General features: G+C 45.7%; 25 protein-coding genes and 1 riboswitch. Of the genes, 7 read left to right on the top strand and 18 right to left on the bottom strand.

Annotated elements, in window-relative coordinates:
* Window positions 1-115: 115 nt before the first annotated feature.
* The 8 genes from L9W92_RS10685 to spoIIIAA all read right to left on the bottom strand — a co-directional run bounded on the left by L9W92_RS10685 (window position 116) and on the right by spoIIIAA (window position 5,519).
* A complete protein-coding gene (locus L9W92_RS10685; protein ID WP_240083745.1) occupies window positions 116-697 on the bottom strand; it encodes a SpoIIIAH-like family protein in 582 nt (193 codons plus the stop codon).
* Window positions 694-1,314 carry a SpoIIIAG-related protein gene (locus tag L9W92_RS10680; RefSeq protein ID WP_240083744.1) on the bottom strand — a complete coding sequence of 207 codons (621 nt, stop codon included), beginning with the start codon at window positions 1,312-1,314 and terminating at the stop codon, window positions 694-696. Before L9W92_RS10680 ends, L9W92_RS10685 begins: the two co-directional genes overlap by 4 nt.
* Before the next feature lie 87 nt (window positions 1,315-1,401).
* Entirely contained in the window at window positions 1,402-2,040 is a 639-nt protein-coding gene (spoIIIAF, locus tag L9W92_RS10675) for a stage III sporulation protein AF (protein ID WP_240083743.1), read from the bottom strand.
* 18 nt (window positions 2,041-2,058) lie between these two features.
* Window positions 2,059-3,225 (bottom strand): stage III sporulation protein AE, encoded by a 1,167-nt coding sequence (gene spoIIIAE, locus L9W92_RS10670; protein ID WP_248285978.1) that lies wholly within the window; start codon window positions 3,223-3,225, stop codon window positions 2,059-2,061.
* Window positions 3,226-3,237: 12 nt separating this feature from the next.
* Window positions 3,238-3,624 carry a stage III sporulation protein AD gene (spoIIIAD, locus tag L9W92_RS10665; RefSeq protein WP_240083778.1) on the bottom strand — a complete coding sequence of 129 codons (387 nt, stop codon included), beginning with the start codon at window positions 3,622-3,624 and terminating at the stop codon, window positions 3,238-3,240.
* Between the two features lie 37 nt (window positions 3,625-3,661).
* Window positions 3,662-3,865: a stage III sporulation protein AC gene (gene spoIIIAC / locus L9W92_RS10660; protein ID WP_240083742.1), complete on the bottom strand. Its 204-nt coding sequence runs from the start codon at window positions 3,863-3,865 to the stop codon at window positions 3,662-3,664.
* 122 nt (window positions 3,866-3,987) lie between these two features.
* Complete coding sequence (gene spoIIIAB, locus L9W92_RS10655; protein WP_240083741.1) at window positions 3,988-4,506, bottom strand: stage III sporulation protein SpoIIIAB; 519 nt, start codon at window positions 4,504-4,506, stop codon at window positions 3,988-3,990.
* Entirely contained in the window at window positions 4,500-5,519 is a 1,020-nt protein-coding gene (gene spoIIIAA / locus L9W92_RS10650) for a stage III sporulation protein AA (protein ID WP_282442336.1), read from the bottom strand. The genes spoIIIAB and spoIIIAA overlap by 7 nt, the downstream gene beginning before the upstream one ends.
* A 179-nt stretch (window positions 5,520-5,698) precedes the next feature.
* Here spoIIIAA and L9W92_RS10645 point away from each other — a divergent pair, with 179 nt between their 5' ends.
* On the top strand, window positions 5,699-6,076 hold the full coding sequence (locus L9W92_RS10645; protein ID WP_240083740.1) for a hypothetical protein: 378 nt from the start codon (window positions 5,699-5,701) through the stop codon (window positions 6,074-6,076).
* A 58-nt stretch (window positions 6,077-6,134) separates the two neighbouring features.
* Here the strand turns inward: L9W92_RS10645 and L9W92_RS10640 are convergent, their stop codons facing one another.
* From L9W92_RS10640 to L9W92_RS10605, 8 genes are all read right to left on the bottom strand, one after another.
* Complete coding sequence (locus L9W92_RS10640; RefSeq protein WP_240083739.1) at window positions 6,135-6,602, bottom strand: CD1247 N-terminal domain-containing protein; 468 nt, start codon at window positions 6,600-6,602, stop codon at window positions 6,135-6,137.
* Between the two features lie 83 nt (window positions 6,603-6,685).
* Complete coding sequence (gene efp, locus L9W92_RS10635; protein ID WP_240083738.1) at window positions 6,686-7,243, bottom strand: elongation factor P; 558 nt, start codon at window positions 7,241-7,243, stop codon at window positions 6,686-6,688.
* A 22-nt stretch (window positions 7,244-7,265) separates the two neighbouring features.
* Window positions 7,266-8,357 (bottom strand): M24 family metallopeptidase, encoded by a 1,092-nt coding sequence (locus tag L9W92_RS10630; RefSeq protein ID WP_240083776.1) that lies wholly within the window; start codon window positions 8,355-8,357, stop codon window positions 7,266-7,268.
* Window positions 8,341-8,805 carry a type II 3-dehydroquinate dehydratase gene (gene aroQ / locus L9W92_RS10625; RefSeq protein ID WP_240083737.1) on the bottom strand — a complete coding sequence of 155 codons (465 nt, stop codon included), beginning with the start codon at window positions 8,803-8,805 and terminating at the stop codon, window positions 8,341-8,343. The genes L9W92_RS10630 and aroQ overlap by 17 nt, the downstream gene beginning before the upstream one ends.
* Before the next feature lie 288 nt (window positions 8,806-9,093).
* Entirely contained in the window at window positions 9,094-9,303 is a 210-nt protein-coding gene (locus tag L9W92_RS10620) for a sporulation peptidase YabG (protein WP_240083736.1), read from the bottom strand.
* A 109-nt stretch (window positions 9,304-9,412) separates the two neighbouring features.
* On the bottom strand, window positions 9,413-10,792 hold the full coding sequence (locus L9W92_RS10615; protein WP_376741802.1) for a TrkH family potassium uptake protein: 1,380 nt from the start codon (window positions 10,790-10,792) through the stop codon (window positions 9,413-9,415).
* Between the two features lie 239 nt (window positions 10,793-11,031).
* Window positions 11,032-12,279: an NRAMP family divalent metal transporter gene (locus tag L9W92_RS10610; RefSeq protein WP_240083735.1), complete on the bottom strand. Its 1,248-nt coding sequence runs from the start codon at window positions 12,277-12,279 to the stop codon at window positions 11,032-11,034.
* A gap of 6 nt (window positions 12,280-12,285) precedes the next feature.
* Entirely contained in the window at window positions 12,286-13,575 is a 1,290-nt protein-coding gene (locus L9W92_RS10605; RefSeq protein WP_240083734.1) for a magnesium transporter MgtE N-terminal domain-containing protein, read from the bottom strand.
* A gap of 101 nt (window positions 13,576-13,676) precedes the next feature.
* Window positions 13,677-13,845: riboswitch (M-box (ykoK) riboswitch) on the bottom strand.
* A gap of 130 nt (window positions 13,846-13,975) precedes the next feature.
* Between L9W92_RS10605 and L9W92_RS10600 the strand changes: the two genes are divergently transcribed.
* Window positions 13,976-14,884, top strand: coding sequence for an NAD(P)/FAD-dependent oxidoreductase (locus L9W92_RS10600; protein ID WP_240083733.1), 909 nt, complete (start codon window positions 13,976-13,978; stop codon window positions 14,882-14,884).
* 2 nt (window positions 14,885-14,886) lie between these two features.
* Here the strand turns inward: L9W92_RS10600 and L9W92_RS10595 are convergent, their stop codons facing one another.
* A complete protein-coding gene (locus L9W92_RS10595) occupies window positions 14,887-16,098 on the bottom strand; it encodes a hypothetical protein (RefSeq protein WP_240083732.1) in 1,212 nt (403 codons plus the stop codon).
* A 288-nt stretch (window positions 16,099-16,386) separates the two neighbouring features.
* Here L9W92_RS10595 and L9W92_RS10590 point away from each other — a divergent pair, with 288 nt between their 5' ends.
* From L9W92_RS10590 to L9W92_RS10570, 5 genes are all read left to right on the top strand, one after another.
* The gene (locus tag L9W92_RS10590; RefSeq protein WP_240083731.1) at window positions 16,387-17,481 is read left to right on the top strand and encodes an MEDS domain-containing protein; all 1,095 of its coding nucleotides are present in this window, start codon (window positions 16,387-16,389) and stop codon (window positions 17,479-17,481) included.
* The gene (locus tag L9W92_RS10585) at window positions 17,454-19,022 is read left to right on the top strand and encodes a sensor domain-containing diguanylate cyclase/phosphohydrolase (RefSeq protein WP_240083730.1); all 1,569 of its coding nucleotides are present in this window, start codon (window positions 17,454-17,456) and stop codon (window positions 19,020-19,022) included. The genes L9W92_RS10590 and L9W92_RS10585 overlap by 28 nt, the downstream gene beginning before the upstream one ends.
* A 201-nt stretch (window positions 19,023-19,223) precedes the next feature.
* A complete protein-coding gene (locus L9W92_RS10580) occupies window positions 19,224-20,741 on the top strand; it encodes a purple acid phosphatase family protein (protein ID WP_240083729.1) in 1,518 nt (505 codons plus the stop codon).
* Between the two features lie 140 nt (window positions 20,742-20,881).
* A complete protein-coding gene (locus L9W92_RS10575) occupies window positions 20,882-21,178 on the top strand; it encodes a ferritin family protein (protein WP_240083728.1) in 297 nt (98 codons plus the stop codon).
* A gap of 35 nt (window positions 21,179-21,213) precedes the next feature.
* Window positions 21,214-21,789, top strand: coding sequence for a hypothetical protein (locus L9W92_RS10570; RefSeq protein ID WP_240083782.1), 576 nt, complete (start codon window positions 21,214-21,216; stop codon window positions 21,787-21,789).
* Between the two features lie 60 nt (window positions 21,790-21,849).
* Here the strand turns inward: L9W92_RS10570 and L9W92_RS10565 are convergent, their stop codons facing one another.
* Window positions 21,850-23,925, bottom strand: coding sequence for an FAD-dependent oxidoreductase (locus tag L9W92_RS10565; protein WP_240083727.1), 2,076 nt, complete (start codon window positions 23,923-23,925; stop codon window positions 21,850-21,852).
* Window positions 23,926-23,993 lie beyond the last annotated feature (68 nt).

The following is a 23,993-nucleotide window of genomic DNA, read 5'->3' as shown; positions in this document are numbered from 1 at the left end:
CCCCCAGTCACACCAAAAACAATTAAAATTCCACATTTTTTATTATAGCAAAGATGGTAAATTAACGCAAACCAGATTATTTGCAGGGAAAATAATTTTAGATAAATATATACGGTCAGAGTTTAGCGATAATGATAATGCTGCTGGAGTCAACGCCTGTCCCACGCGCAATCAGTTCCCCCAGCTGCATCGTTTCTTCGTGGTTTAAGCTGTCTGCCGCCACGACCGCCGTCACAGACTTATCATCAATTAATACTGCCGCATCATCGTATCCTTTTGCCTTAATCAAGTTTTCCATTTCAACTTCTTTTTCCATACGGCTGCTGATGTTTAACAGGTTATCCTGTGCTTTTTGCCTGGTCTCGCTGGAAGAATTGGCATTATTAATCACCTCGCGAAGCCACTCTACCCGCTGGCCTCTGGTGCGTTCTCTTTCCAGCCGGTATTCCACATAGAAATTGGCATCGCTCTTGGTGGCGGTCTCTTCCATCAAATCACCGGCAATCCTCCCGTCCGGCGCTGTCCTGTCATTGTTAATAAGCACTTCTCCGGCAGTGGGAATATTTACTTGCATACCGGGAACGTCTGTTTTCTCCTTGACAGCGCCATGCTTAAATAATAGCAGCAGAACAACGCCGATTATACTCAAGACAGCGAGCGACAATACTCTTCTACTGATAATAAGTGTTTTCATCATTCTCTCCTTTCCCTTGGCAATACGAGTATCTTTTGAGGTTCGATACCCATGGCCACCTTCGTCGCCTGAAAAAGCATCGCCTTCACTTCGGCGTTATCCGCACCTTCCGCAACAACCAAGACACCGGCCACATGAGGGGCCACCTCCCGTTCCACAACCGGTTGTTCTCCCTGTCCGTTGCGGTTCATCACCAGTTGGCCGCTGTTATTGTCCTCAGTTGTAAGCCGTGTTCCCCCCGACTGATCACGCTCTTGAACTGTTTTCTTGCCCGTGGTAGTATTGACCGCATATTCAGACTGGGTTGTGTCCGACAGCCGCACGGACACCTCAACTTCTCCGGCTCCTTCAACTTTCTTAAGCATCTCACAAAGCTTTTTGCTTAAGAGTTCTTCTTCTCTCGACATGCCGCTTATCACCTGTTCTTGAGCTTGTTTATTAGAAACTTCCGCATTCGGTATTTGTTTTTGGTTTGATTTTGTCCCGTCAACCGCGGAGAAGACAAGCATCAGCACTCCAATCACAGCCAGTCCCGCCAGCCAGAGGTTGCGCTTGTTTTGCCATCTTGAGCCACCTCCCCCCTGTCCACCGAAACCAAAGAATTCAAGCAGCTTGTTCAAATAGGCACCTCCACTCATATGCATTGCAGATAACTATTACTTTTTGTTCAATTCCGAGATCTGACATCTGACTTCCGACGACTGTTTTCAACGGTACACGCAGTCAACTTGTTCCTGCTTTAAATTATAAAAATTGGCAACTGTCTTGATCAGTCCGGCTGCTGCTTCATCAGGAGGCCCCGGTTCAGCCTCTACCGGCTCTTTTTGCTCAGCCTTTTGCCCGACACGCACAGTTACCGGCTCAATAATTGAGGCATTGTCTTTGCCATTTTGTTTGTCAAATTTGCCAGGTTCTTTTTCCACAAACAGAACTATTCTGTTTATTTGCCCATAGTTTGCTCCTTCTTTTTCCGAATTCACCATTACCTCCGCATCCACCACTGGTAATTCCTTGTTAATATTGGCAATGGCCATTACCTGATTGGCAAGTCCGCGCTTGTATTGTTCAATCGCTTTTTGCTCCTGCTCGCTGGATATTTTTTTCCCAGACTCCATGATCATGGAAAGACGTTCATCCGTCATTTTTTCAGTTAGCGAAGGCAAGTCACTGGAATAGTCCCGGTGCATCAGATCACCCGCCGCCTGAATTACTGCCACGATAATCAGGAGCCCCATGACCATTTTTACATACCTGCGCATTTCTCCGGCAGGTAGAAGCATTTCGAGAAATACTGCTAAGATTACTATGATAATCAAATTTTGGATAAGTGAACGTATTACCTCCACCCGACCACTCCTAACTGTTCACCTGAGCATGACGGTAATGTTCGCCACACCGACAATAATTGTGATGACAAAGAAAAACAGCAGGCCTACTGTCGCCACCGCAGCGAAAATCAAGAGTAAATTATTGCCAAGACCATTTAAACAGTTGACCATTTGTCCGTCTCCAATCGGCTGAATCAATGCTCCGGCAAGTTTATAAATAAAAGCGAGCGTTATAATCTTTAATAAAGGAATAAGCATTATTGCGCTAATTACCACCACCCCGGCTATGCCAACAGCGTTTTTTATTAACAAAGACGAACTGACCACGGCGGCAAGAGCGTCGGAGAGCACTCCGCCCACTACAGGCACAAAGGCGTCCACCCCAAATTTAGCCGTTTTAAAAGTAACAGAATCACCAACAGCGCCGGCCACGCCCTGAATAGTCAGAACCCCCAAAAAAATCGTGGAGAATATTCCCATTAAGCCCATGGCTACCCCTTTTAACAAGTCGGCCAGGTTTGAAACCTTGAATTTTTCCGATAAATTGTTGACAATCCCCAGAATTGCCACGAAAAAGAGCAACGGTAAAATTATATTTTTTATTAAGGTGCTAAAAACACCCACCGTGGTCAAAATAACGGGGCTAAAAACCGCGGCGGAAGCCACACCCCCTACGGCAACCAGGAGAGTCAATAAAACCGGCAGGAGCGCCTGCATAAACAACACCATATTTTCTACAACTTCCTTGCCGGCGTTGACTGCCAGGGAAAAGGAACCGATAGCGATGGTAGTTAATGCCAGATAAGTAACTGAATAAGTCAATTGAGCGGCGGTGCCTTTTTCAAAAGATGCCATTAAATTTTGCAGAATAGCGCAAATTACCGCGAGGATTACCAGCTTTCCCAAGAGGTCGAAGTTCGCTACCACTTCCTTGAAAAGCTGCCGGATTAAATTCTTAAAGATTTCCGCCGGTTTCCAATCCAGTTCTCCTTTCACCAGCTTAATTACCATGTCTTTAAAATCGAAGGCGGGAATCGACCCCTTGATTTCCGTATCAAGCTTTTCAACATATTGTTGCACTTCCGCCAGGTTTAAGGATGATATTTGTCCTTCCGGTGTTATAACCGCGGGCTGCTCCCCCCATACAGGCGCCGGAACCAGTAAAAGAACAGCAAAAAACAACGTAAAAAAAATATTAGGCAATATCCCACCGCCTCACGGTACAAGTTTTAAAAGCATCTGAAGCACAGCTACGATCATTGGTACTGCAAGCACCATAATCATTATCTTAGCGGCAAATTCAATCTTGGTGGCAACTGCGCTCTCACCAGCATCCCGGCTGATTTGAGCCCCGAATTCAGCAATATAAGCAATTCCAATAATTTTTAGAATGGTACCCAAGTAAACCATGTTGATTTCCGCTCTAGCCGTCAAATCCATGATTACATCCATAATCGAACCGATTTTACCTAATACCAGAAGGAAAATGATAATGCCGGCCACTAAGCTTAAGAGTACCCCCAATTCCGGCCGCTGACTTTTCACTACCACGATCAGGACAGTGGCAATAAGACCGATGGCAACTATTTGCATAATGTCCATGTCTTGCTCTCCCGTACACTTTCTCAAACTGACGCCCCTAAAATAGTTTAAAAACAGATTTCACCTGGTCGAATAAATTGGCGAGCAGTTGGATGACCCACATGAAAACAATGGCCAACCCCGCTAAAGTGACTAGATGACCTTGTTCTTCCTTTCCGGCGTGTTTTAAAATAGCGTTTAAAACAGCCACCAGAATACCCACCCCGGCAATTTTAAAAATCAGATCTATACTGCTTCCCATATATTGACCTCCGATCTATAATTACCTCAACATTTCTAAAAATCATTTAGAAATTACTAGAATAAAGAATGGTTTATCCTTACTATGTATCCTGACTCCTGAATACCTAATTATCCCCCTTCTCAATAAAGGAGCAACACGACCAGGAGTCCTCCCAGAAAACCAAGATAACTCCAAAGCTTGACATTCCTTGCCGCCTCCTCTTCCGCGGCTAAAGTCTCCGCACTGATTTGTTCCATAGCCAGCCGCAGGTGTTTTATCTGATCCTCCCTGTCGGAAATACCCAGGGAACCTCCAAGATTGCGCAGGATGGATAAGTCACCTGACTTTAGCGCGGTACCCGGATAATATTTCTCAAGGGCCTTATCCCAGGCTTCTGAGGCGGTAACACCGGACATGTTGGAAAGTTCCGCCGCCGCCCCACTGAATAAAGTGGCAGAGGTTTTATCGCAACGGCCGGATACTTGCATAAAAGCATCCGGTAAACAAGTTGCGCTGTATGCAATTTCCGTTTCAAGTATCTGAAGTGCTGAACGGAGCGAGCGCAATTCCTTCGGCCTGCGGGCGTAATTTCCCGCCATGGCTAGCCCGCTGAGGCCGCTGGCCGCTATCACCATCACTGCTCCAATCAGTTTCAGCATTTTTTCACCCCCAGTGACCGCATGGTTCTGCCGTCGATTATTTCTTCTATTGTTCCCACCCCCCGGGAGCGGCCAAGTATGACAAAACGCTCGATTATTTTTGAGCGGATTATCCTTCCCAGCGCCGGCCGCTCAGCCAGTTCGGCCAAATTTTTTCCGTGGGCGGTGGCTAAAACCTTCACCCCGGCATTCAATACTTCTTCCAACGCCCCAACATCTTCACCGCGTCCGATTTCATCAACAGCTATTACCCGCGGGCTCATTGAGCGCAAGAGCATCATCATGCCTTCTGCTTTAGGACACCCGTCCAGGACATCAGTCCTTAGTCCCACGTCCAGCTGCGGTACTCCCTTGTAACAGCCGGCAATTTCCGACCGCTCGTCCACCACGCCAAGAGTTAATCCTGAAAAACCAAGTTCCGGAACACCATTACTCAATTGCCTGATCAAGTCTCTAAGCATGGTTGTCTTACCGCAACAAGGCGGGGAAACCAAAACCGTATGGAAGATATCCCCACGGCTATTGTTCAACAGGTACGGGAGAAGACTGGAAGCTGCGCCGGTGACGGCCCTGGCTAGGCGAATATTGCACCCGGAAAGGTACTTCAATGTCCTGATTTTCCCGCCATCCAACACTGCTTTTCCCGTAATGCCGACACGGTGACCACCGGGTAGAGTAATAAACCCGTTTTTCAATTCTTCCTCAATTGCATAAAAAGACGAGTTGCTGATTAATTGGATTAATCTTTCCATGTCAATAGGTGCGACACAATACGCTTCTCCGGCTTCACGAGTAGGCCGCCCCTCAACAGTTAAGAAAATTTCATTGCCGGCTAACCCGAGGATTAAGGGTTTTCCCTGTCTAAACCGGATCTCTTCGATTTTATCAATAGCTGTGTGAGGCAACGCGGCAACCATGGACCGGATGTTGCCCGGCAAAACCGGTAAAATACCATCTAATGCCCCGGGGCCGCAATGTCTCGGGGTAAACTGATACAAGTCCGCGAAACTCAAAGTTTTGTCCCTCCTGAATAATTAATATTGAGTATTGCGGTAAAATATGCCAGTTCTTTTCAACACAAAAAAGCCGCTTAAACGACCATGGTTTAAAAAAACCAGTCACCCAAGCGGCATTATGCCATATATTGTGTAGTAGGTAAAATTATAACAGTATTTTGGAAGGACAATATATTATGAAAAAACAACCATCTGTTTCATACATCTGGCCGGAAACGTTTTTCGAACAATACCATTTATGGCTGCAAAACCAACAACCGGTCAAAGGAAACGCCCGTCCTGCCGGCAGCGCCAAAGAATATCAAAATTACGCGCCGGTTTTTATACCGGTTTATCCGTCATGTCCTTACATGGGTTCACCTTACACTTCCCTGCCGTTTTGCCCGGCGGATTTAAGCGGCGCCAACCCAAATGCCTGTCAGGCCGCTAACAATTGCTCCAGACAAACACCCGTTCTGCCCAACGCTTATATTTTATTCCTGATATTTATTTTAATCATGCTTGGTACAAGAAAAGAACAAATACTGGCGGTCATCCGTAAGATTTTTCAATAAAGATTTAAAGCGGCCAGCTTGTTGGCCGCCGCTTCAGGGCAAAATACGCAAAAACAATTCAAATATCTTCATCGCTTGCCGTTAATCTTTTCCCGTTCGTCTGTCCTTCAAGCATTTCAGGTTCTTCATCGACTTGATAATCTTCGTCGTTTACAAAAACCACTTCATCACAATTAGGACAGGTGATTTCCACTACATCTTTATCATTAGTTATACTGGAATCAAAATAGACTGTTTCACCACACCCGGGACACTCCACTTCGATATAATTTCCATTTCCGGCGCTCTGGCTTGCTCCATTATCCTCATACAATTCATCTTCCAGCTGATAAAGGTCCTCGTCGATTGTTTCCAAATAATCTTCAAGCTGTTCCTGTCCTTCTTCCAGATCACCGAATGAATCGGCGAATTCGTCCAAGACCTCAATAATTCCATGAAAAAGTTTGCCTTCTTTCGAGTCGGGGCTTAAGTCAAGCCCGCTTGACAATCCCTGCAGGTATGCTACTTTCGCTTTTAAATCATTCATTCAAATTATACCTCCTCTGGTTATATCCTTGACCGGCTTTAATAGTATGTCTATAACCAGGGGGGTTTAAACACGTCTATCAATTACGCCCGTTTAATATAGTTCCCTGTTCTGGTGTCAATCTGAAGTTTATCCCCCACATTAATAAAAAAAGGCACCTGGACTACAGCCCCGGTTTCCAGGGTGGCCGGTTTGGAACCGCCAGAGGCGGTGTCGCCCTTGATACCCGGACTTGTTTCAACCACCTCCAACTCAACGAAGTTCGGCAATTCCACACCGATGGACCTCTCCTGAAAAGTAAGAATATGAATATTCATATTCTCTTTCAGGTATTTTACGGCATCACCCAGTTGTTCGGTATTCATGGCCATCTGATCATAAGTCTCCATATCCATAAAATTATAGTCTTTTCCATCGTTATAAAGATACTGAACCTCACGCCGCTCAATCCTGGCCTTAGGTATTTTTTCCCCTGCGTTAAATGTTTTTTCGACAACGGCTCCAGTACGTATGTTTCTAAGTTTCGAACGTACAAAGGCAGCGCCTTTACCCGGCTTAACATGCTGGAACTCAATTACCTGGAAGACGTCTCCTTCCAGTTCAATAGTTAGTCCTGTTTTAAAATCGTTGGTTGATATCACTGCTCCCGCCTCCTGACAATTTTTATGATAAACTAAAAAGGTTGATCAGATTAATAAGCCTATCCTTGGGGGTCCTGGTTAAAACCTCACAGTCGGACTCCCCGACCACGACCGTGTCTTCAATCCTCACTCCACCCCAGTCCGGAAGGTAGATACCCGGTTCAACCGTTACTGTCATACCTTGTCGCAACACAGTATCATCTTTCATGGACAGTCTGGGGTTTTCGTGTATATTCAGGCCAAGCCCGTGCCCGGTGCCGTGACCGAATCGTTCACCATAGCCTTTGCCGGTAATAATGTCACGGGCTATTTTGTCAACATCCGACGCCCGTACGCCGCTGCGAATCGCTTCTATTGCCCGCATCTGGGCTTCGAGTACGATATAATATATTTCCTGCTGTTTTGGACTTGGCTCTCCTAAAACAACAGTTCTGGTAATATCGGAATGGTAGCCATGGTAGAGCGCCCCAAAATCCAAGGTAACCAGCTCCCCCTGCTGCAACCTCCTGGTGGAAGCTACTCCATGCGGAAGCGCCGACCGGGGACCGGAAGCGACAATGAATTGAAAAGCCACACCATCCGCCCCCATACACCTCATTGAATACTCCAGCTGCAGAGCCACCTCACGCTCGGACACGCCCGGTTTAATCATGGGCAACACCTTTGCAAAAGCCAGATCAGCCAGGCGGACGGCCTCCTCAATATTTTTAATCTCATCATCGTCTTTAGCCATCCTGAGTTTCTCCACCAGTCCACTTGTCTCTTTTATTTCAACGCTAACTAATTTATCCTTTAACATGAGAAACTGGTTGTGGACCAGATGGTCCCCTTCACAACCCAGACCGGAAACGCTATTCGCCGTCAAAATCGAAGCAAGCGCCTCAGCGTAAGAATCATTTACCTCTATTATTGTCAATCCCGGGCTTTCATGCTTCGCCTGTTCCAAATAGCGAAAATCAGTGAGCAGGAAAGTATTGTCCCGGCATACTAATAGAGCGCCGGCTGTTCCGGTAAAACCGCTCAGGTAGTAACGGTTTTCCGGATTAGTCACATAAAGCGCCTCAACTTGAGCGGCATCCATCAGTTTTTGTAATTCATTAATCCTTGCCTGCATTTTTACTTGCACGCTTCTCCTCCAATAAACCGACTAATGCCCGCAAAGCCAACAGGTAACTGCTTGCGCCAAGCCCGCTGATTTGTCCCGCGGCAACCGGCGCTATCACGGAATGCTGCCGAAAATCCTCGCGCGCGTATATATTAGATAGATGGACTTCGATAGTAGGAATGCCAACAGCCGCCACTGCATCGCGCAGGGCGTAGCTATAATGGGTAAACGCACCCGGGTTGAAGATAACCGCGTCAACTTCCGCTGCGGCGCGATGGAGCAAATCGATCAAGTCGCCTTCGTGATTTGATTGGCGACAGCTAATTTCAACGCCTAATTCGGCGGCCAATACCGATAAATTATTGTTAATCTCTTCCAAACTCAAGGAACCGTATATTCCCGGTTCACGCTTCCCGAGCATGTTTAAATTCGGACCGTTCAGCACCAATATTTTCAATAATAACACCTCTTACCGGCTGGAAACATTCTACCATAGAACGTCTATTAATTCAAAAGAGAAGTTTGCTTTGACATGCTGTTTACCACATGCCGTCATTTCACATGAGTAAAATTGGAGCATTGTTCAAGTAAAACAAGAGCTTCCCACAGCAAGCTCTTGTTTTACTTGTTCATGTAGTATAATTCAATGTCAGTTATAATATCCCTTTTAACGAAACTAAGAATTTACAGCACACATGGATTTAAATATCTATTTCCGCTTTACAACAATGCTGTCCCCGGCATTTTAGTGTACAAAAGGCGCTGTCAGAGCAAATAAATGACGGGCGGAAATTGGAGCCAGATCTTGTACTGAAGCCTCCACAATTAAACTGGGGTCCAGGATGGCAAGAATAGCCACCCTCTCCCCTGTAGTCTGATTCGTATAAAACCCGATAATACAAAACTGCATGTCCTCACCGTATATTTTCCTGGTTACTATATCCCCGATCCTCATCTGCGATACCCCCTGTGAAATCGGCGAAAAACAAAAAAGCTGAACAATAATGATGTTTTTTCTAATAGCATATGCAGTGAGAAAAGGAGTTGTGTTTCAACTGCCACGCCTAACCGACCATAATCTTTTCCTCAGGGTAACGCAGGGGAGTGCTACGCTGTTTATTGGCCAAGGCAAAAATTACAGTCAGGAGGCCCACCCTGCCTAAAAACATAGTCAGCATGATAATAATACGTCCGGCTGAGGTAAGCTCAGGAGTAAGCCCCATAGACAGTCCAACCGTGCCGAAAGCTGAAGTGGCCTCGAACAATACTGCCAGAAAATCCGCATTCTCAGTTATAGACAACAGTAAAGAAACTGACGCAACCAGGATAGTGGCCAGCAGAATAATGGCAACCGACTTGTAAATCTGCTCCGGTCCAATCCGCCGTTGAAATACTTCAGCGTTTTCCTTTCCTTTAGCCATTGACCAGACAGCAATGGCCAGGGCTCCTATGGTGGTGGTTTTCACGCCCCCTCCGGTGGAACCCGGCGAGGCACCGATAAACATCAGAATTACGATAAAAAACTGCGTGGCTGAACGCAACGCACCCATATCAAGGGTGTTGTATCCCGCCGTCCGGGGCGTAACCGCCTGGAAATAAGCGGCTAAAGCCTTGCCAGCCGGACTTAGCGTTTTTAAAGTATTATCCATTTCCAGAAAGTATATTATCAGTGTCCCTGTTACTAATAAAAGCCCGGTAACCGATAAAGTCATCTTCGTATGCAGGGACAAATGTCTAAAATCTTTGTTGTGCCGCAAAACGTCGACTATGACACTAAAACCGATACCGCCTAAGATGATCAAAGTTGTAATGCATAGATTTACCGTGATATCTCCAGTATAACCGGTCAGGCTCTTAAAACCGCCGAACAGATCGAAACCAGCATTGTTAAAAGACGAAATAGAGTGAAATAAACCGAACCAGAGCCCCTTTCGCCACCCCAGGTCAGTCGACCAGCGGATGGCCAGCAGAATAGCGAAGACAAACTCGGTGGTAAAAGTAAAAAGGAGCACGTATTTGGCTAATCTCACTATACCGGCTATATTGGTCTGATTCAACGATTCCTGGATAATCAGCCTTTGCCTGAGGCCAATCCGGCGGCCCATCAACATGGCGAAGAATGTGGCCATTGTCATAAATCCCAAACCGCCTACCTGGATTAAAGCCAGAATGACCACCTGACCAAAAGTGGTCCAGTGAGTGCCGGTATCAACGACCACCAGCCCGGTGACACAGACAGCGGACGTAGCCGTAAAGAGGGAGGTTAAAAAGCTAATTTCTTGACCAGGCCGCACCGCCGCCGGCATTGTAAGCAAAACAGCTCCGGTCAGAATAAGCGATGCAAAACCCACTACCAGAACCTGAGACGGGGTTGCCCGCAAGGTCAACCTCTTTTGTTGTTCTCCGTAAGATATGGAGGAACCATTCACCGAACTTTTAAACACTATTTTTTCCTCCAAAATAAAATCCCAGCATGCTAAAAATGGCACCTGGGTTTTTTATAGTATTCTGCACTGCTTATATTATAGTGATACAATATTAGAAAACAAGTATTCATAGCCAATATTTATATAATCTTTATATAAAATATTGGTTCTATTACTCCTTTCATAATTTATTATTCCCAAATCTATCACCCGCCGTTATCTTCAGCCCTGGTACCTTTCTGTCAATCAACAGGCTCTTACCGGAACAAACCCGGCAATATCGATGAAATAACCAGGAGCGTTGTTAAAATAATCATTATTACTGTAGTCACCCAAGCGATCAGATTAAACACACGGGAATTTACATACTCACCCATCAAGTCACGGTCATTTACCAAATTTAACATAAACACCAATACCAGCGGCAATAGCACGCCGTTGATAACTTGGGACCAAATCATTATTGGGATCAGGGGAATATTCGGAATAAGAATAATCCCGGCACCCGCGACCACCAGAAAAGTATACAGCCAGTAAAACACCGGCGCGTCTTCCCACGTCTTATCCACACCCGCTTCAAAACCAAGGGCTTCACAAATAAGAAAAGCGGTGGAAAGAGGTAAAATTGACGCCGCGAACAAGGAAGCGTTAAACAAGCCGAAAGCAAACAACTCGGAAGCCCAGCGGCCGGCGAAGGGCATCAGGGCGCTGGCCGCGTCCTTGGCTGTTTCAATAGCGACACCGTTTTTATGCAGTGTCGCCGCGCAGGCAACCACAATAAAAATGGCCACTACGTTGACCATAATTACCCCGACGATGACATCAAGACGTGAAAGTTTATACTCTTTAACTGTTATCCCCTTTTCCACAACGGCAGACTGAATGTAAAACTGCATCCACGGCGCGATGGTAGTGCCGACCAGACCGATTAACATGGCCAGATACGCGCTGTCAAATGTAAAATGAGGGGTTACCGTTTCTCTTGCGACAGTGCCCCACGGCGGTTCAGCCAAAATACCTGAAATTATATAGGAAAAATATATAGCTGAGGCAATTAGGAATATTTTTTCTACTCTTTGGTATGTTCCTTTAACCACCAGCCACCAGACAACCAATGCGGAAACCGGCACTGATATATATCTATTTATCTGGAATATTTCCAGGCTCGCAGCCACACCGGCAAATTCAGCAATGGTATTGCCCAGGCTGGAAAGAACCAAACCGAGCATGGCGAATAATATCAGACGCACTCCGTATTTTTCGCGAATCAGGTCTGCCAGGCCTTTGCCTGTTACAGCCCCCATCCGCACGCCCATTTCCTGCACGACAAACAGCGCCAGAATCATGGGCAGAAAAACCCACAGCATTTGATAGCCGAATGTAGCTCCCGCCACGGAGTAAGTAGTAATACCCCCGGCGTCATTGTCAACATTGGCCGTGATCACTCCCGGCCCTAAAATAGAAAGGAAAAATATTATTTTCTTTAAAAAGGACGGCTTTTTCATTCACGCTCACCTCCTGCTGAAGGCTTTGCGCATCATGTAATAGGAAAAGCTCTCCAGGTTTTTGCGATCAGGCACAATAGTGTTTAATACGTCATCCACCGTGATTATTCCGAGCATGTGATTTTTGTCATCCACCACCGGCACAGCGATCAAGTCATACTTTACGATGGTGTCAAGCACATCCCTGTGTTCGTCGCCGGATAAAACAGTGATGATTCGATCCTGCATTATTTCCCGCATTGGAGTATTCGGTTGAGCCATAATTAATTCACGTAAGGACAACACTCCCAATAGTGTTTCATCTTCATCCAGAACATAAAGGTAATAAATCATTTCCGCCGCGTGAGCCGTCTCGCGAATTTTATCAATAGATTCCTGCGCGGTCATGTTTAGGCTTATGGCGATAAACTCGGTGGTCATTAGCGCACCGGCCGTATCCTCAGGGTACTCCATCAATTCCCGCACGTCTTCCGCTTCTTCAGGCTCCATCAAGTTCAGCAGTTCATCCGACTTCTCCTGCGTTAGCTCGCCGAGCAAATCGGCGGCCTCGTCAGGGGCCATTTCCTCGATGATGCGGGAAGCACGCTCACTATCCATACGTTCAATGATATTGACCTGGGTATCAAGGTCCACCTCGCCCAACGCCTCGGCAGCGGTCTGATCATCCAGGTTATTGATAAAATGAGGTCTTTCATAGTGATCAAGTTCTTCAATAATCTCGGCGATATCGGCGGGGTGCAGTTTACTGAACTTATCGGTGGTCTCGGAAAGCTTTATATTTTCCGTGCGTGTCTGGAGCGGCTCCAAGTACTGCCAGCCAACCAGACTTACAGGCAGCCGCTCTGTCTTGGGGTCGTAACCGATAACCCTCCTGAGTAAACCGCGCACGCCAACATCTACCGCGCTCAGCATCACTTCATAGACATCGTTCCGCTTTAACCAGGAAAGCTGGATGTCATTAACCCTAACAAGCTTTGACCCTTTGATATCCACGATCTGTTTATCAAGAAGCCACTTTTTTACAAAGAGTTCATTTTCCTGAATTTCCGCATTATTCATCACATCGGAATTGTTTTTTAAAAAAAGCCCTTTATTATGAAATGTATTTATCTCAGAAATATTAATGATTTTTAAGCTTCCTTTGGCATATTTTATCCCGGTCACTCTTGGATATATTCCGTCCCAAAGCACCGCCAGGTCCCTGACCGTCCCTATCTTTTTACCGCCGGCGTCATAAATCTTTTTACCAAGGAAGGTGCTGATAAAAAACTCTCCTTGTGTTTTGACTTCATTCATTTAAAGGCACCTCCCAGCTTCCGGACAGTATTTTCCCTTCATGGTTACAAAAATAAAAACAACCCTGGAGAAAGGTATCAAAAGGGTCGTTCCCAGTAAATCCCTTTCCCCTCTCGTTCGAGCTTTGGCACGTACATAGCTAGAGAAATGATCTCAGCCACATTAGATAAAACCTTAAGCCGGTAATACCTGTTGACCCGTTACAGTCTTTCGACTTTTCCGGGCAGCGGCATATGGTCTATGTAGAAGCCTCACCTAACGAGGAAATTTTTATTTCAGTTTATATATTATAGAAAAAACAAGTCCCTGTCAAACGAAGGACAATTCCATCCACCATCGTTGTTTGATGAATAATCCCCGGCAACTGAGCAAAAGTTAATAATAAAAGGGGGTTTTATTCTTGTACGATGTCGCAATAGTTGGCATGGGTCCCGCCGGGATGACAGCCGCTGTATACGCGGCACGCAAAAAACTAAAAACCCTGCTCATCGGCAAGGAATGGGGAGGTCAGGCGGCAAGGACCGGTATGGTGGAGAACTATATGGGGTTTCAGCTTGTCACCGGTCAAGAATTGATGAAAAAATTTGAGGAGCAGGTTGAGAAGTATCCGGTTGAAAAAATACTGGATGAAGTTATTTCGGCCGGGAAACAAAACAGCAATTTTATTCTTGCCACAAAAAGCGGACGGCAATACTCCGCCAGAACATTGATCATGGCCACCGGCAAGCAACCCCGGTGGTTGAATGTGCCGGGGGAAAAAGAGTTTGCCGGCAAAGGAATAAGTTACTGCTCCATCTGTGACGCCCCCTTGTTTGCGAACATGAAAGTAGCGGTAATCGGCGGAGGCAATTCTGCAATTACAGCGGCATATGACTTAATGAAAATAGCTGAGCACATATACGTGATTTCCCCGGACGACTGGAGCAGTGATCCCGTGCTAAACGATAAGATTAAAGACGCCCCGAATCTTACTAAAATGACCGGATATCAAACAATTAGAATTGACGGTGAGCAAACCGTAAAAAATATTGTCCTCAAGTCTGTCAAAGAGCCTTTCAGGGAATCGACCCTGGAGGTGCAAGGTGTCTTTATTGAAATCGGCACCGTGCCTATGACCGACTTTTTAAGGGGATTTATCAATTTAAATGACAATGGCGAAATTGTCATTGACTGCAGCTGCAATACTTCCGTGCCGGGGATTTTCGCGGCGGGAGATGCCACATCCGCGCCTGAGAAACAAGTAATCGTCGCGGCGGGGGAAGGAGCAAAAGCAGCGCTCGGCACATTTAAATACATACTTGAAAATTGAGATTAAATTAAGATCAAGTCATCTTTATTTAACCAATCCGGTACGCTATAACCTCTAACTGCCGGGTGACCGGCAAACAACGTTCTAACTGCCTTTATTGATTCATATGCTTCCTTCAATAAAGAATTCTGTTCATTAATATATTTCTTATCGTAATTATTATTACCAATATGATGCGCTAAATTTTGTTTAATATTGCTGATTCTAAGAAATGGGTTAATAATAACATTATAATCCTCATCATCCTGCAATATGACTTTCTTCCGCAGCCATTCATTAAAGAGATGCGCTGCCGGGTTATTAAAAGAATCTTGAGACTCTTCAAAGAAAGTTATATTGATGTTTCCAGACATCATATCATCCAATACATTAATAAAATTATTATAATTATTCTCATTTGGAACAAAAAGCGGCCTGAAACCATCAGGTCTGTTTTTTTTGAAATCTTCTTTGAATAATTTTTTATCAAATATACTCAAAGACATTTGGTTTATATGAAATAATTGCTCTATAAAAGCTTCATATATTGATGCGTTTTCAACCCATTCGCCGAAGATGGAATTATGATAATCACCGCAAAAAGTTTGACACTCATCATCAACGATCAAATAAGACATCCATTTATTTTGATGTTCTACAGAAAGATCTTTAAGATGTCTTAAGGAAGCTGCAACCACCCTTTCTCTACTTTTATTAACAAATCCAAGCTCAAATGCCGGCAGCAGAATCTTGTCCTTCTCGCACATATCTTTATAATTATAAGCTATGGCACCAGAATAATCAGATATAACATTGATATGGTAAGAATCATTGGAATATTCCGCCAGAATTCTCATATCGAAGAATAATGGTTCTAATTGAGGTTTGCCAAAATACAACATATTAATGAACGGTTTATCACTGTACTTATTTTCATCCAAGGTACTTTCTAAATGTTCTTCAGTTGGATAAAAATAAATTTGTTTTACGGAATTGTTCTTTAATACTTCAATTTGTTGTGTAATAGGAAAATCACTATATTGTTTAACATGAGGATTTATTGTATAGTTTAATGTTATTAATTTTTCTTTTATTAAATCAATTATTATTGCTTTAAAATCATTCTCATCATAATTTTTATATTTATTTTTGATCTCCATATAAGGAATCCCATTAAAATCGTGAGAATTTATATAGTAATTAGTTATGTTATTTAATATTTCTGTCTTGTTCAATAAAGTTACACCTCCATATATATTTTAATTAAGAAACATTTGCTCTTTAAGAACATATGTTTTATCAATAACCCTTGGACATACAATGCGGCTGATATGCGGACGGGCATACCAAACTGCTGGTAATCTAATTATAAAAGTTTATATCACCTAATAATAGTCATAATTTAATTACTATTTTACAATATTTTTCGACATCAAAAGACACGTTTTGCAGGTAAATTCATAATTTTGCCGAAAAACAAATAATTCACAAAAAATATATGACAGCACTGGGAGGAAAATAGGTTGCTTCACCAACAAAAGGATACTCTGCAAATGATTAAGCCTCACAGTCATCTTTGCTTGATCTATGACACGCCGGAAGAATGGTATGATATTGTCATCCCTTTTATTGTCCTTGGTTTTGAGCAGGGTGACAAATGCATTTATATCGCGAATGCAAGCACGGCTGACCAAGTACGCGGCTACTTAAATGAAGAAGGCGTCAACGTAGCTGCTGCTGAATCATCCGGGCAACTTCTTATTTTAACATTAAATGAACTTCAATTGGAAAACGGCGTATTTGATCCTGACCAAATGATTGCATTATTAAAGAAAGAAACAACTGAAGCAATAGCTGATGGTTATAATATCATACGTATAACCGGAGAAATGACCCGGTTTCTCCAGAGTGAAACAGATGCGCGTAAGCTAATGGAATATGAGGCCAAGTTGAATTATTTCTTTCCGGAATATCCATGTGTTTCCCTTTGCCAGTATAACCGTAAAGAAACCGGCCCGGAAATCATAAAAGAAGTGATCATCACTCACCCGATGCTGGTGCGTGGTACCCATATTCACCATAACTTTTACTATTTGCCTCCAAATGATTTTCTAAACCAAAAAAGTAGTGCATACGAAGTTGAGCACTGGTTAAACAACTCGGAAAACAAGTATGACATGGAGGAGCAGTACCGCCGGATAGTCGAAACCGCCAATGATGGCATCTGGATATTGAATGCCGACAATCGGACAACCTTCGCCAATGAAAAACTGGCTTTAATGTTTGGTTCTACTGTTAAAGAAATGAACGGGCGATCTTATTTTGATTATATAGACAAAGAGCACTGGTCCCATGCTAAAAACATCATGAAACGCCGCAAACTGGGAATTTGGGAACAATACGAATTTGAATACCGCCGCGAAGACAACTCACCATTTTGGGCGATAGTGTCGGCCACCCCTTTTTTTGACAAGGACAGTCGCTTTATTGGCTCATTGGGCATGCTCACGGACATCACAAAGAGAAAGCAGGCTGAGCGGGATTTAAAAAGGGAACGTGATTTCATCTCAGCAGTTGTTGATACTGCCGGTTGTTTGGTGGCGGTTTTGGACAATTAATTGCCATCAATGAAGAATTAATTGCCACCGAAGAAGAACTCAGGCAACAGTATGACAAATTACAAAAGAAAGAGGCCGCCCTGGCTTTAGCAAACCAGCGGCTGCAGGATATTATTGAATTCCTGCCCGATGCCACTTTTGTAATCGGCCCGGATAAGAAGATTATTGCCTGGAACCGGGCTATTGAAGAAATGACTGGTATGCCAAAAGAACAAATGCTGGGCAAAGGAGATTATATGTACTCCCTACCTTTTTACGGGATACCCCGCCCAGGTTTGGTTGATTTTGCCTTCAACGCTGAAGCTGATCCCTCTTCTTTTTACGATTACTTTGAAAAGAAAGGCATCACATTGCACGGGCAGTCATATTTGCCTGATCTGCACGGAGGAAAAGGCGCCTATATTTGGGGAATTGTTTCACCTCTTTTTGACAAAGAAAAGCAAGTTGTCGGAGCGATTGAGACTATTCGGGACATAACTGAACAAAAGCAGCTTGAGGAACGCCTGAAACATATAAGCCTGCATGACTCCCTCACCGGCCTGCATAATCGCGCTTATTTTGAGGAGGAAATGCGGCGGGTTGGAGGAGGGCGCGGCAACACGGCGGGTATAATTGTTTGTGATGTGGACGGGCTCAAACTTGTCAACGATACACTTGGGCATGAAGCCGGGGACGCTCTACTGCTGACAGTCGCCAATATCATAAGAAGTTCTTTTCGTGAAAGCGATGTGGTGGCAAGAATCGGCGGCGACGAATTCGCCGCGATTATTCCAGACACTAAAGAAAGCACTCTCGCAGAAGCCTGTAAAAGAATAAAAGACGCCATCGCCAGACACAACGCGACAAACCATGAACTGCCGCTCAGTATTTCCGTCGGGTTTGCCGCAAGAAGCGATCAATCTATAAGCATCAACGAGCTTTTTAAAGAAGCGGACAATAAGATGTACCGGGAAAAACTCCACCAGGCTCAAAGCACACGCAGCGCCGTAGTGCAAACCTTGATGAAAATGCTTCAAGTAAGGGATTTTATGACAGAAGAACATGCGGACCGGTTACAAATCCTGATCGTTAATCTGGCTTCAGCCATCGATCTGCCGGAACGCAGTTTAACCGATTTGCGTCTTCTGGCGCAATTCCATGATATTGGCAAGATTGGAGTACCGGACAGCATTTTATTTAAACCCGGTCCTCTAAACGCTGAAGAAACTGCTGAAATGAGGCAGCATTGCGTAATTGGCCACCGTATCGCCATACTCGCGCCGGATCTTGTTCCTATTGCCGACTGGGTCCTTAAACATCACGAATGGTGGAACGGCGAGGGATACCCCCTTGGACTGAAGGGTGAGGAAATACCGTTGGAATGCCGTATCCTGGCAATTGTTGACGCTTATGACGCCATAACCAGCGACCGTCCATACCGCAAGGCCTTAACCCAAACAGCAGCCATAAAAGAGTTAAGAAGGTGTGCAGGGAAACAATTTGATCCACAATTGGTAGAAAAATTCATATACTTACTGAAAAAACAAAGACTCAACGCTTAGTCTGGTCCCGTATAATTTTACTATACTCCTTGGGGCTACAGTTGCTCTATACCGAGGTATCCAAAACATGGGCACTTGTCCTCGTCTAAATAACAATTTTAGCCACCCGCTTTAGATACTCAACGCCGCTGATGCTAAATGTTACAAGTCGCAATAAATAAGCATATACTAGCAATAATAAATTTATGGAGAAATTCACAAATGAGTACTGTTTCAAAAAAAACAGCTATACGGTGTATCAATAACTTACCCTGGAATTTTAAAACAGACAGCCAAATTGATTACTATCCGTTGGCTATAACAAGCTATCCGGCGATTTGCAACGAAGAGTTATGTACTGTTGGTTATGACCACGCCATGATCACCTGGGCAACACCAAAACGATTAGCCGACACCACAATATGTTTTGGGGACACTCCCGAACGGTTAACTAAGTACACAGTCAACCAAAATACACAATATCACTGGGTGGAAATACATGGCTTAAAATCCTCCGCGCGTTATTGGTACCGGGTGGAATGCAAAGAAGCGCAAGGCCCCCTTAACTCGTTCACCACTCTACCTAAACCGGAAGGGAGGCACCTTTTCAGTTACGCCATTTTTAGCGACACGCACATTGCTTCCACAAACCCCGCGCAGGACATCAATGAAATTTACTTTGGCAAGCTCGTTGAATACTCAAGCAGTTTATTAGTCCAGTGCATTCAGGACAGCAAAAGACGGAACATTGATCTGGCGGTACTCACAGGCGACCTTACTGATTCCGCCAACAAGCAGCAATATTTGGAACTACGCAATCAAATCCTGCCCTGCTTCGGAGACACCCCCCACCTGTTATGCATCGGCAATCATGACAAATATACCAAAGATTCAGGTATAGGCGAACAGGGTTTTCTTGACTATGTGTCCAATCGGGAAAAAACTTGCGCGAACTATGTATTTCGTGATTACCAGTTTATTTTGGTTGACTCCTGCAGAGAAAACAATAATTGGGGATATATAGACCAAAATCAGCTGCAATGGACTAAAAACATATTGCAAAATGAGGGCAAGCCCTCTTACCTGTTTCTTCACCATCCATGCAACGGTCCGGACTTATGGTTCGGCGTCAAAAACCATATTGAGTTAAAAAAAACCATCAGGCCATTTTCCTGTGTGCAAGGTGTTTTTTGCGGACATATACACCGGAACAAGGTTACCGCCAACCGGTTCATGACCGGCAATCTCCCTTACGTGGAAGTGCCGGCGACTGTGCAGTTCCCTTGCGCTTATGCCGTAGTTCAAGTTTTTGAAAATGGTTTTGTCTACAACTCATACAAAGTGAGCAGGCTGGATTTATCGGAAATGTCCCGGGGAAGGTTTATTCTCAAAAACGGTGGTAATGCCATTTTCACCTGGTACGGTCTCGGCGGGATAGGTGATCGGTGCTTTTCTTATTCTAACGGCCGGTTATTTCGCCCGGCGCGGTTTGAATTGTCAGTAACATTAGAGCATCAGAGAGCTGTTGAATTTTATCAACGGGTCCAGTCCGTTGATGGCGCCAGTCTTACTTGTTCTGATAACATCAATAACTTAAAAGTTGTCTTAGGTCATCACGATTTACATTTATCGGCTGTCCAATCATACCGGGACAAGTTTTCACGTTTTAACATAAACGCCACGATCAGCAAAGAAGGCAATTACGATGTGCCTCAGCAAACCAAGCTGCGTGTCAGATAACATTTTAAAACATACGACGATATTGGGTGCCTCAACAAAATATAAAATTATTTCACATTCCAGACATGGTAAATGTAACCACATGGAGCCGCTTTCATATAATATAACAACAATCAACCTTAGAAAGGCAGGATATCAATATGAGCGCTAAGCAAGAAGACGTAATGGGCGGCATGACAGGAGACTGTTATCCCAACCCGCAAAACATCCTGGGGATGCTGGCAAAAGGTGAACAACAGGAAGTCGCTCTCTATTCCCGGATTGCACAAGCCGTACCTTCAGAAGAACTCCGCAGAATAATCTTATACATGGCCTGCAAAGAACAACGCATGACGGAAAAACTTTCCTTGCTGTCCCAATGTTTCGGGGTAATGCCCGCCGCGTCACCTGTTGGCACCATGCCTTATTCCGCCGGTGAGCAAGAAGAAAAAAAATAGTATTTACTAAACATTTTTTACAGGAGGTAATAAAAATGGATGCTCTTCGCACATTGGTTCATGAAGTGATTCAGATCGAACTCCAGCAAATAAAACACCTGGCTATGCTGGGATGTATGGCTCCGGACGAATTTACCCGGCATATAATTTTAGGCATGATCATGGAAGAGGCAGGGGAAGCAAAGTTTTGGAACACAGTTGATGCCGCATACCGGGGAGTCCAGGTAACCGGAGGAGAGACTTGCCCAGGGATGCAACCCGGCATGGCTCCGACATCCGGATGGTGTCCAACTCCCGGTTGCCCTCCAGGCATGGCCCCGACATCCGGATGGTGCCCAACTCCCGGCTGCCCTCCAGGCATGCCGCCCGGCATGGCCCCGACATCTGGATGGTGCCCAGCCCCCGGCTGCACTCCTTGTCCAGGCACTCCCGGTCCAGGTATGCCAACCGGTGGATTAACCGGCGGACTAACCGGCGGCTTCCCTATGCCGGCTTGGAATCCCAACCCTATTATGCCCCCAGGCACGGGTGACGGTGACTGTGGCTGCGGCCAAGGGTTTTATTCAGAAGAAGCCAAAAAAGATGAGCCCCCAAAAGATGAAAAAAAATAATTCATTGCCGGCCGGGTTACCAACACCCGGCTTATTCTCTCAAAACTGTGGTGAGTTCATCTAATTTGTATCGATAATCTTCAACCTGTGATAATAATTTTCAAGCAGAGGAATCAGGTCCTCTCCCTCATCTTGCTGGCAGTAGTAAAGCCGCTCTGAGGGAATCCCCAATTGGGCCATCAGCGTTCTGGCGCGCTCTAATACGCCTTTGCATGAGGCGCTCCCGCCGGGGTGCCGACATTGACCCGGTCCACAGGCCGCGACCGCCACACCGGCGGCACCCTTCTCAAAAGCTTCCAGAATCCATTCCAGGCGCAGGGCTCCGGCGGTAGGTATTTCTACCAGCCGCGATTCATATAATGCGGATATATTTTTTAACTTTTTCCGGGTGATGCTCGTGCAGACCTCCCGGCAGGCGAATATAACCAGGTAACTTTCGTTTGATATGTTTACGGTAATCTCATCCAGAGCTTCCAGCGTGATAGCGCCCGCCGGACAGGCGGCCGCACAGACGCCGCAGGCCAGGCAGCCTTCCACGGAAATCCTGGCGTGTTCTTCAACAACAGGAACACCATAAGGACAAACTCGCTGACAGGTTAAGCAAGCGGCGCATTTTTCCGGCTCCACCCTTGCTCCCAACCCGCATTTCATACAACGTCCCGCTTCACGGAGGGCAGCGTCTTCACTTAAACCCATTTCATAAGGCAAAAAGCTCAGAGAACGTTGTCGAGGCGGTAGAGAAGGCATTCCCTGACGTTCTTTGAGCGGCACTTTTTTGGCTACTTCTTCAGGCAGCGCCCCAAGCAGTTTAAATTCTCCACCAACCGGGAGCGCTTTTTCACCACGCAAGTAGCGGCCGACAATACCTGCCGCCCGGTGACCTGACGCCACTGCGGCTATTGCCAGTCCCGCCCCCGTGACTATTTCACCGCAAGCAAAAACGCCGGAGGAACCGGTTGCAAGAGAATTTTCATCTGTCGGCAAGTAACCCAGCGCACCGGTTTTCAGGCCGCTTCCTTCAAGAAAAGATGTCTCCGGCGTCTGACCGATGGAAAGGATTACCGTATCTCCTGGAACAATCTGATAAACATTAGGTTCATAAGTCGGGTTAAATTTTCCTTCCCGGTCAAAAACAGCTTTCACCTTCTGCACTTTGACACCGGTAATAATACCTCCGCTAGACAGCAGGACCTCCACCGGGCCGTAACCAGGCTCCAAAATCACCCCCTCATCCAGCGCCTCGGCAATCTCCCAGGCTGACGCCGGCATTTGCTCCCGTTTCTCAACTGAAATGACTTTAACTCTTAGCGCCCCTAAGCGCAACGCGGCGCGGGCCACGTCAATCGCCACATTTCCTCCGCCGATCACAACGACCTCTTTCCCAACCCGTGGGCGCTCTCCCTGATTTGCCGACTTCAAAAAAGGCAGCGCAGATAATATGTCGGGATGGTCAAAACCCGGCATGGCCAGGCCCCGGCCACCCCATAGACCGGTACAAATAATAACCGCGTTATATTCGTTTCTCAATTCATCAATACTGATATCCCTACCCACTTCGGTTTCCGGAATAAATTCAACCCCGGCGGACAAAATCAGTCCGACATCACGTCTCAGTACCTCCCGCGGCAGGCGGAATGTCGGCAGCGAGGCCATGAAATGTCCGCCCGGCTCCCTGGAACGGTCGTAAACTACAACCTGATGCCCTTGACGCGCCAAGTCAAATGCCGCGGTTAAACCGGATGGCCCTGAGCCTATTACGGCAACCTTTTTGCCGGTATATCCGGTTGCCCTGCTCTCTTCCGTCCGCGCACCCACTGCTTCCACAACAAAGCGCTTTAGGCTGCGAATGGCGACAGGTACGTCGACCTGTGCCCGGCGGCAGGCTCCCTCGCAGGGGTGTGAGCAAATCCAGGCGCAAACTGACGGAAAAGGATTGTTCGCCTTAATCAAGTTGTAGGCTTCCGTGTAGTCACGCTTTGATATGGCGGCTAGGTAGCCGCGGACATCCGTGTGTACGGGACAGGCATTGGTACAGGGCGGCAATAGTTCCATAAATTGTAGTAAAACCTCCGGATATATATAAATAGCCTCTCGGCATTCGCCGAGGCAGATGGCACAAGGCTTTGCTTGAACCATCGTTATTGAATTCCTCCTACTTACCATAGAGGAATTTTTTTTAAATCCGCATCCAATTGGGAATTCGG

It is taken from the genome of Pelotomaculum terephthalicicum JT (genome assembly GCF_022410535.1).
Lineage (GTDB): Bacteria > Bacillota > Desulfotomaculia > Desulfotomaculales > Pelotomaculaceae > Pelotomaculum_D > Pelotomaculum_D terephthalicicum.
Note: the sequence above shows the minus strand (reverse complement) of the source record. Positions and strands in the feature narration are given on the sequence as shown.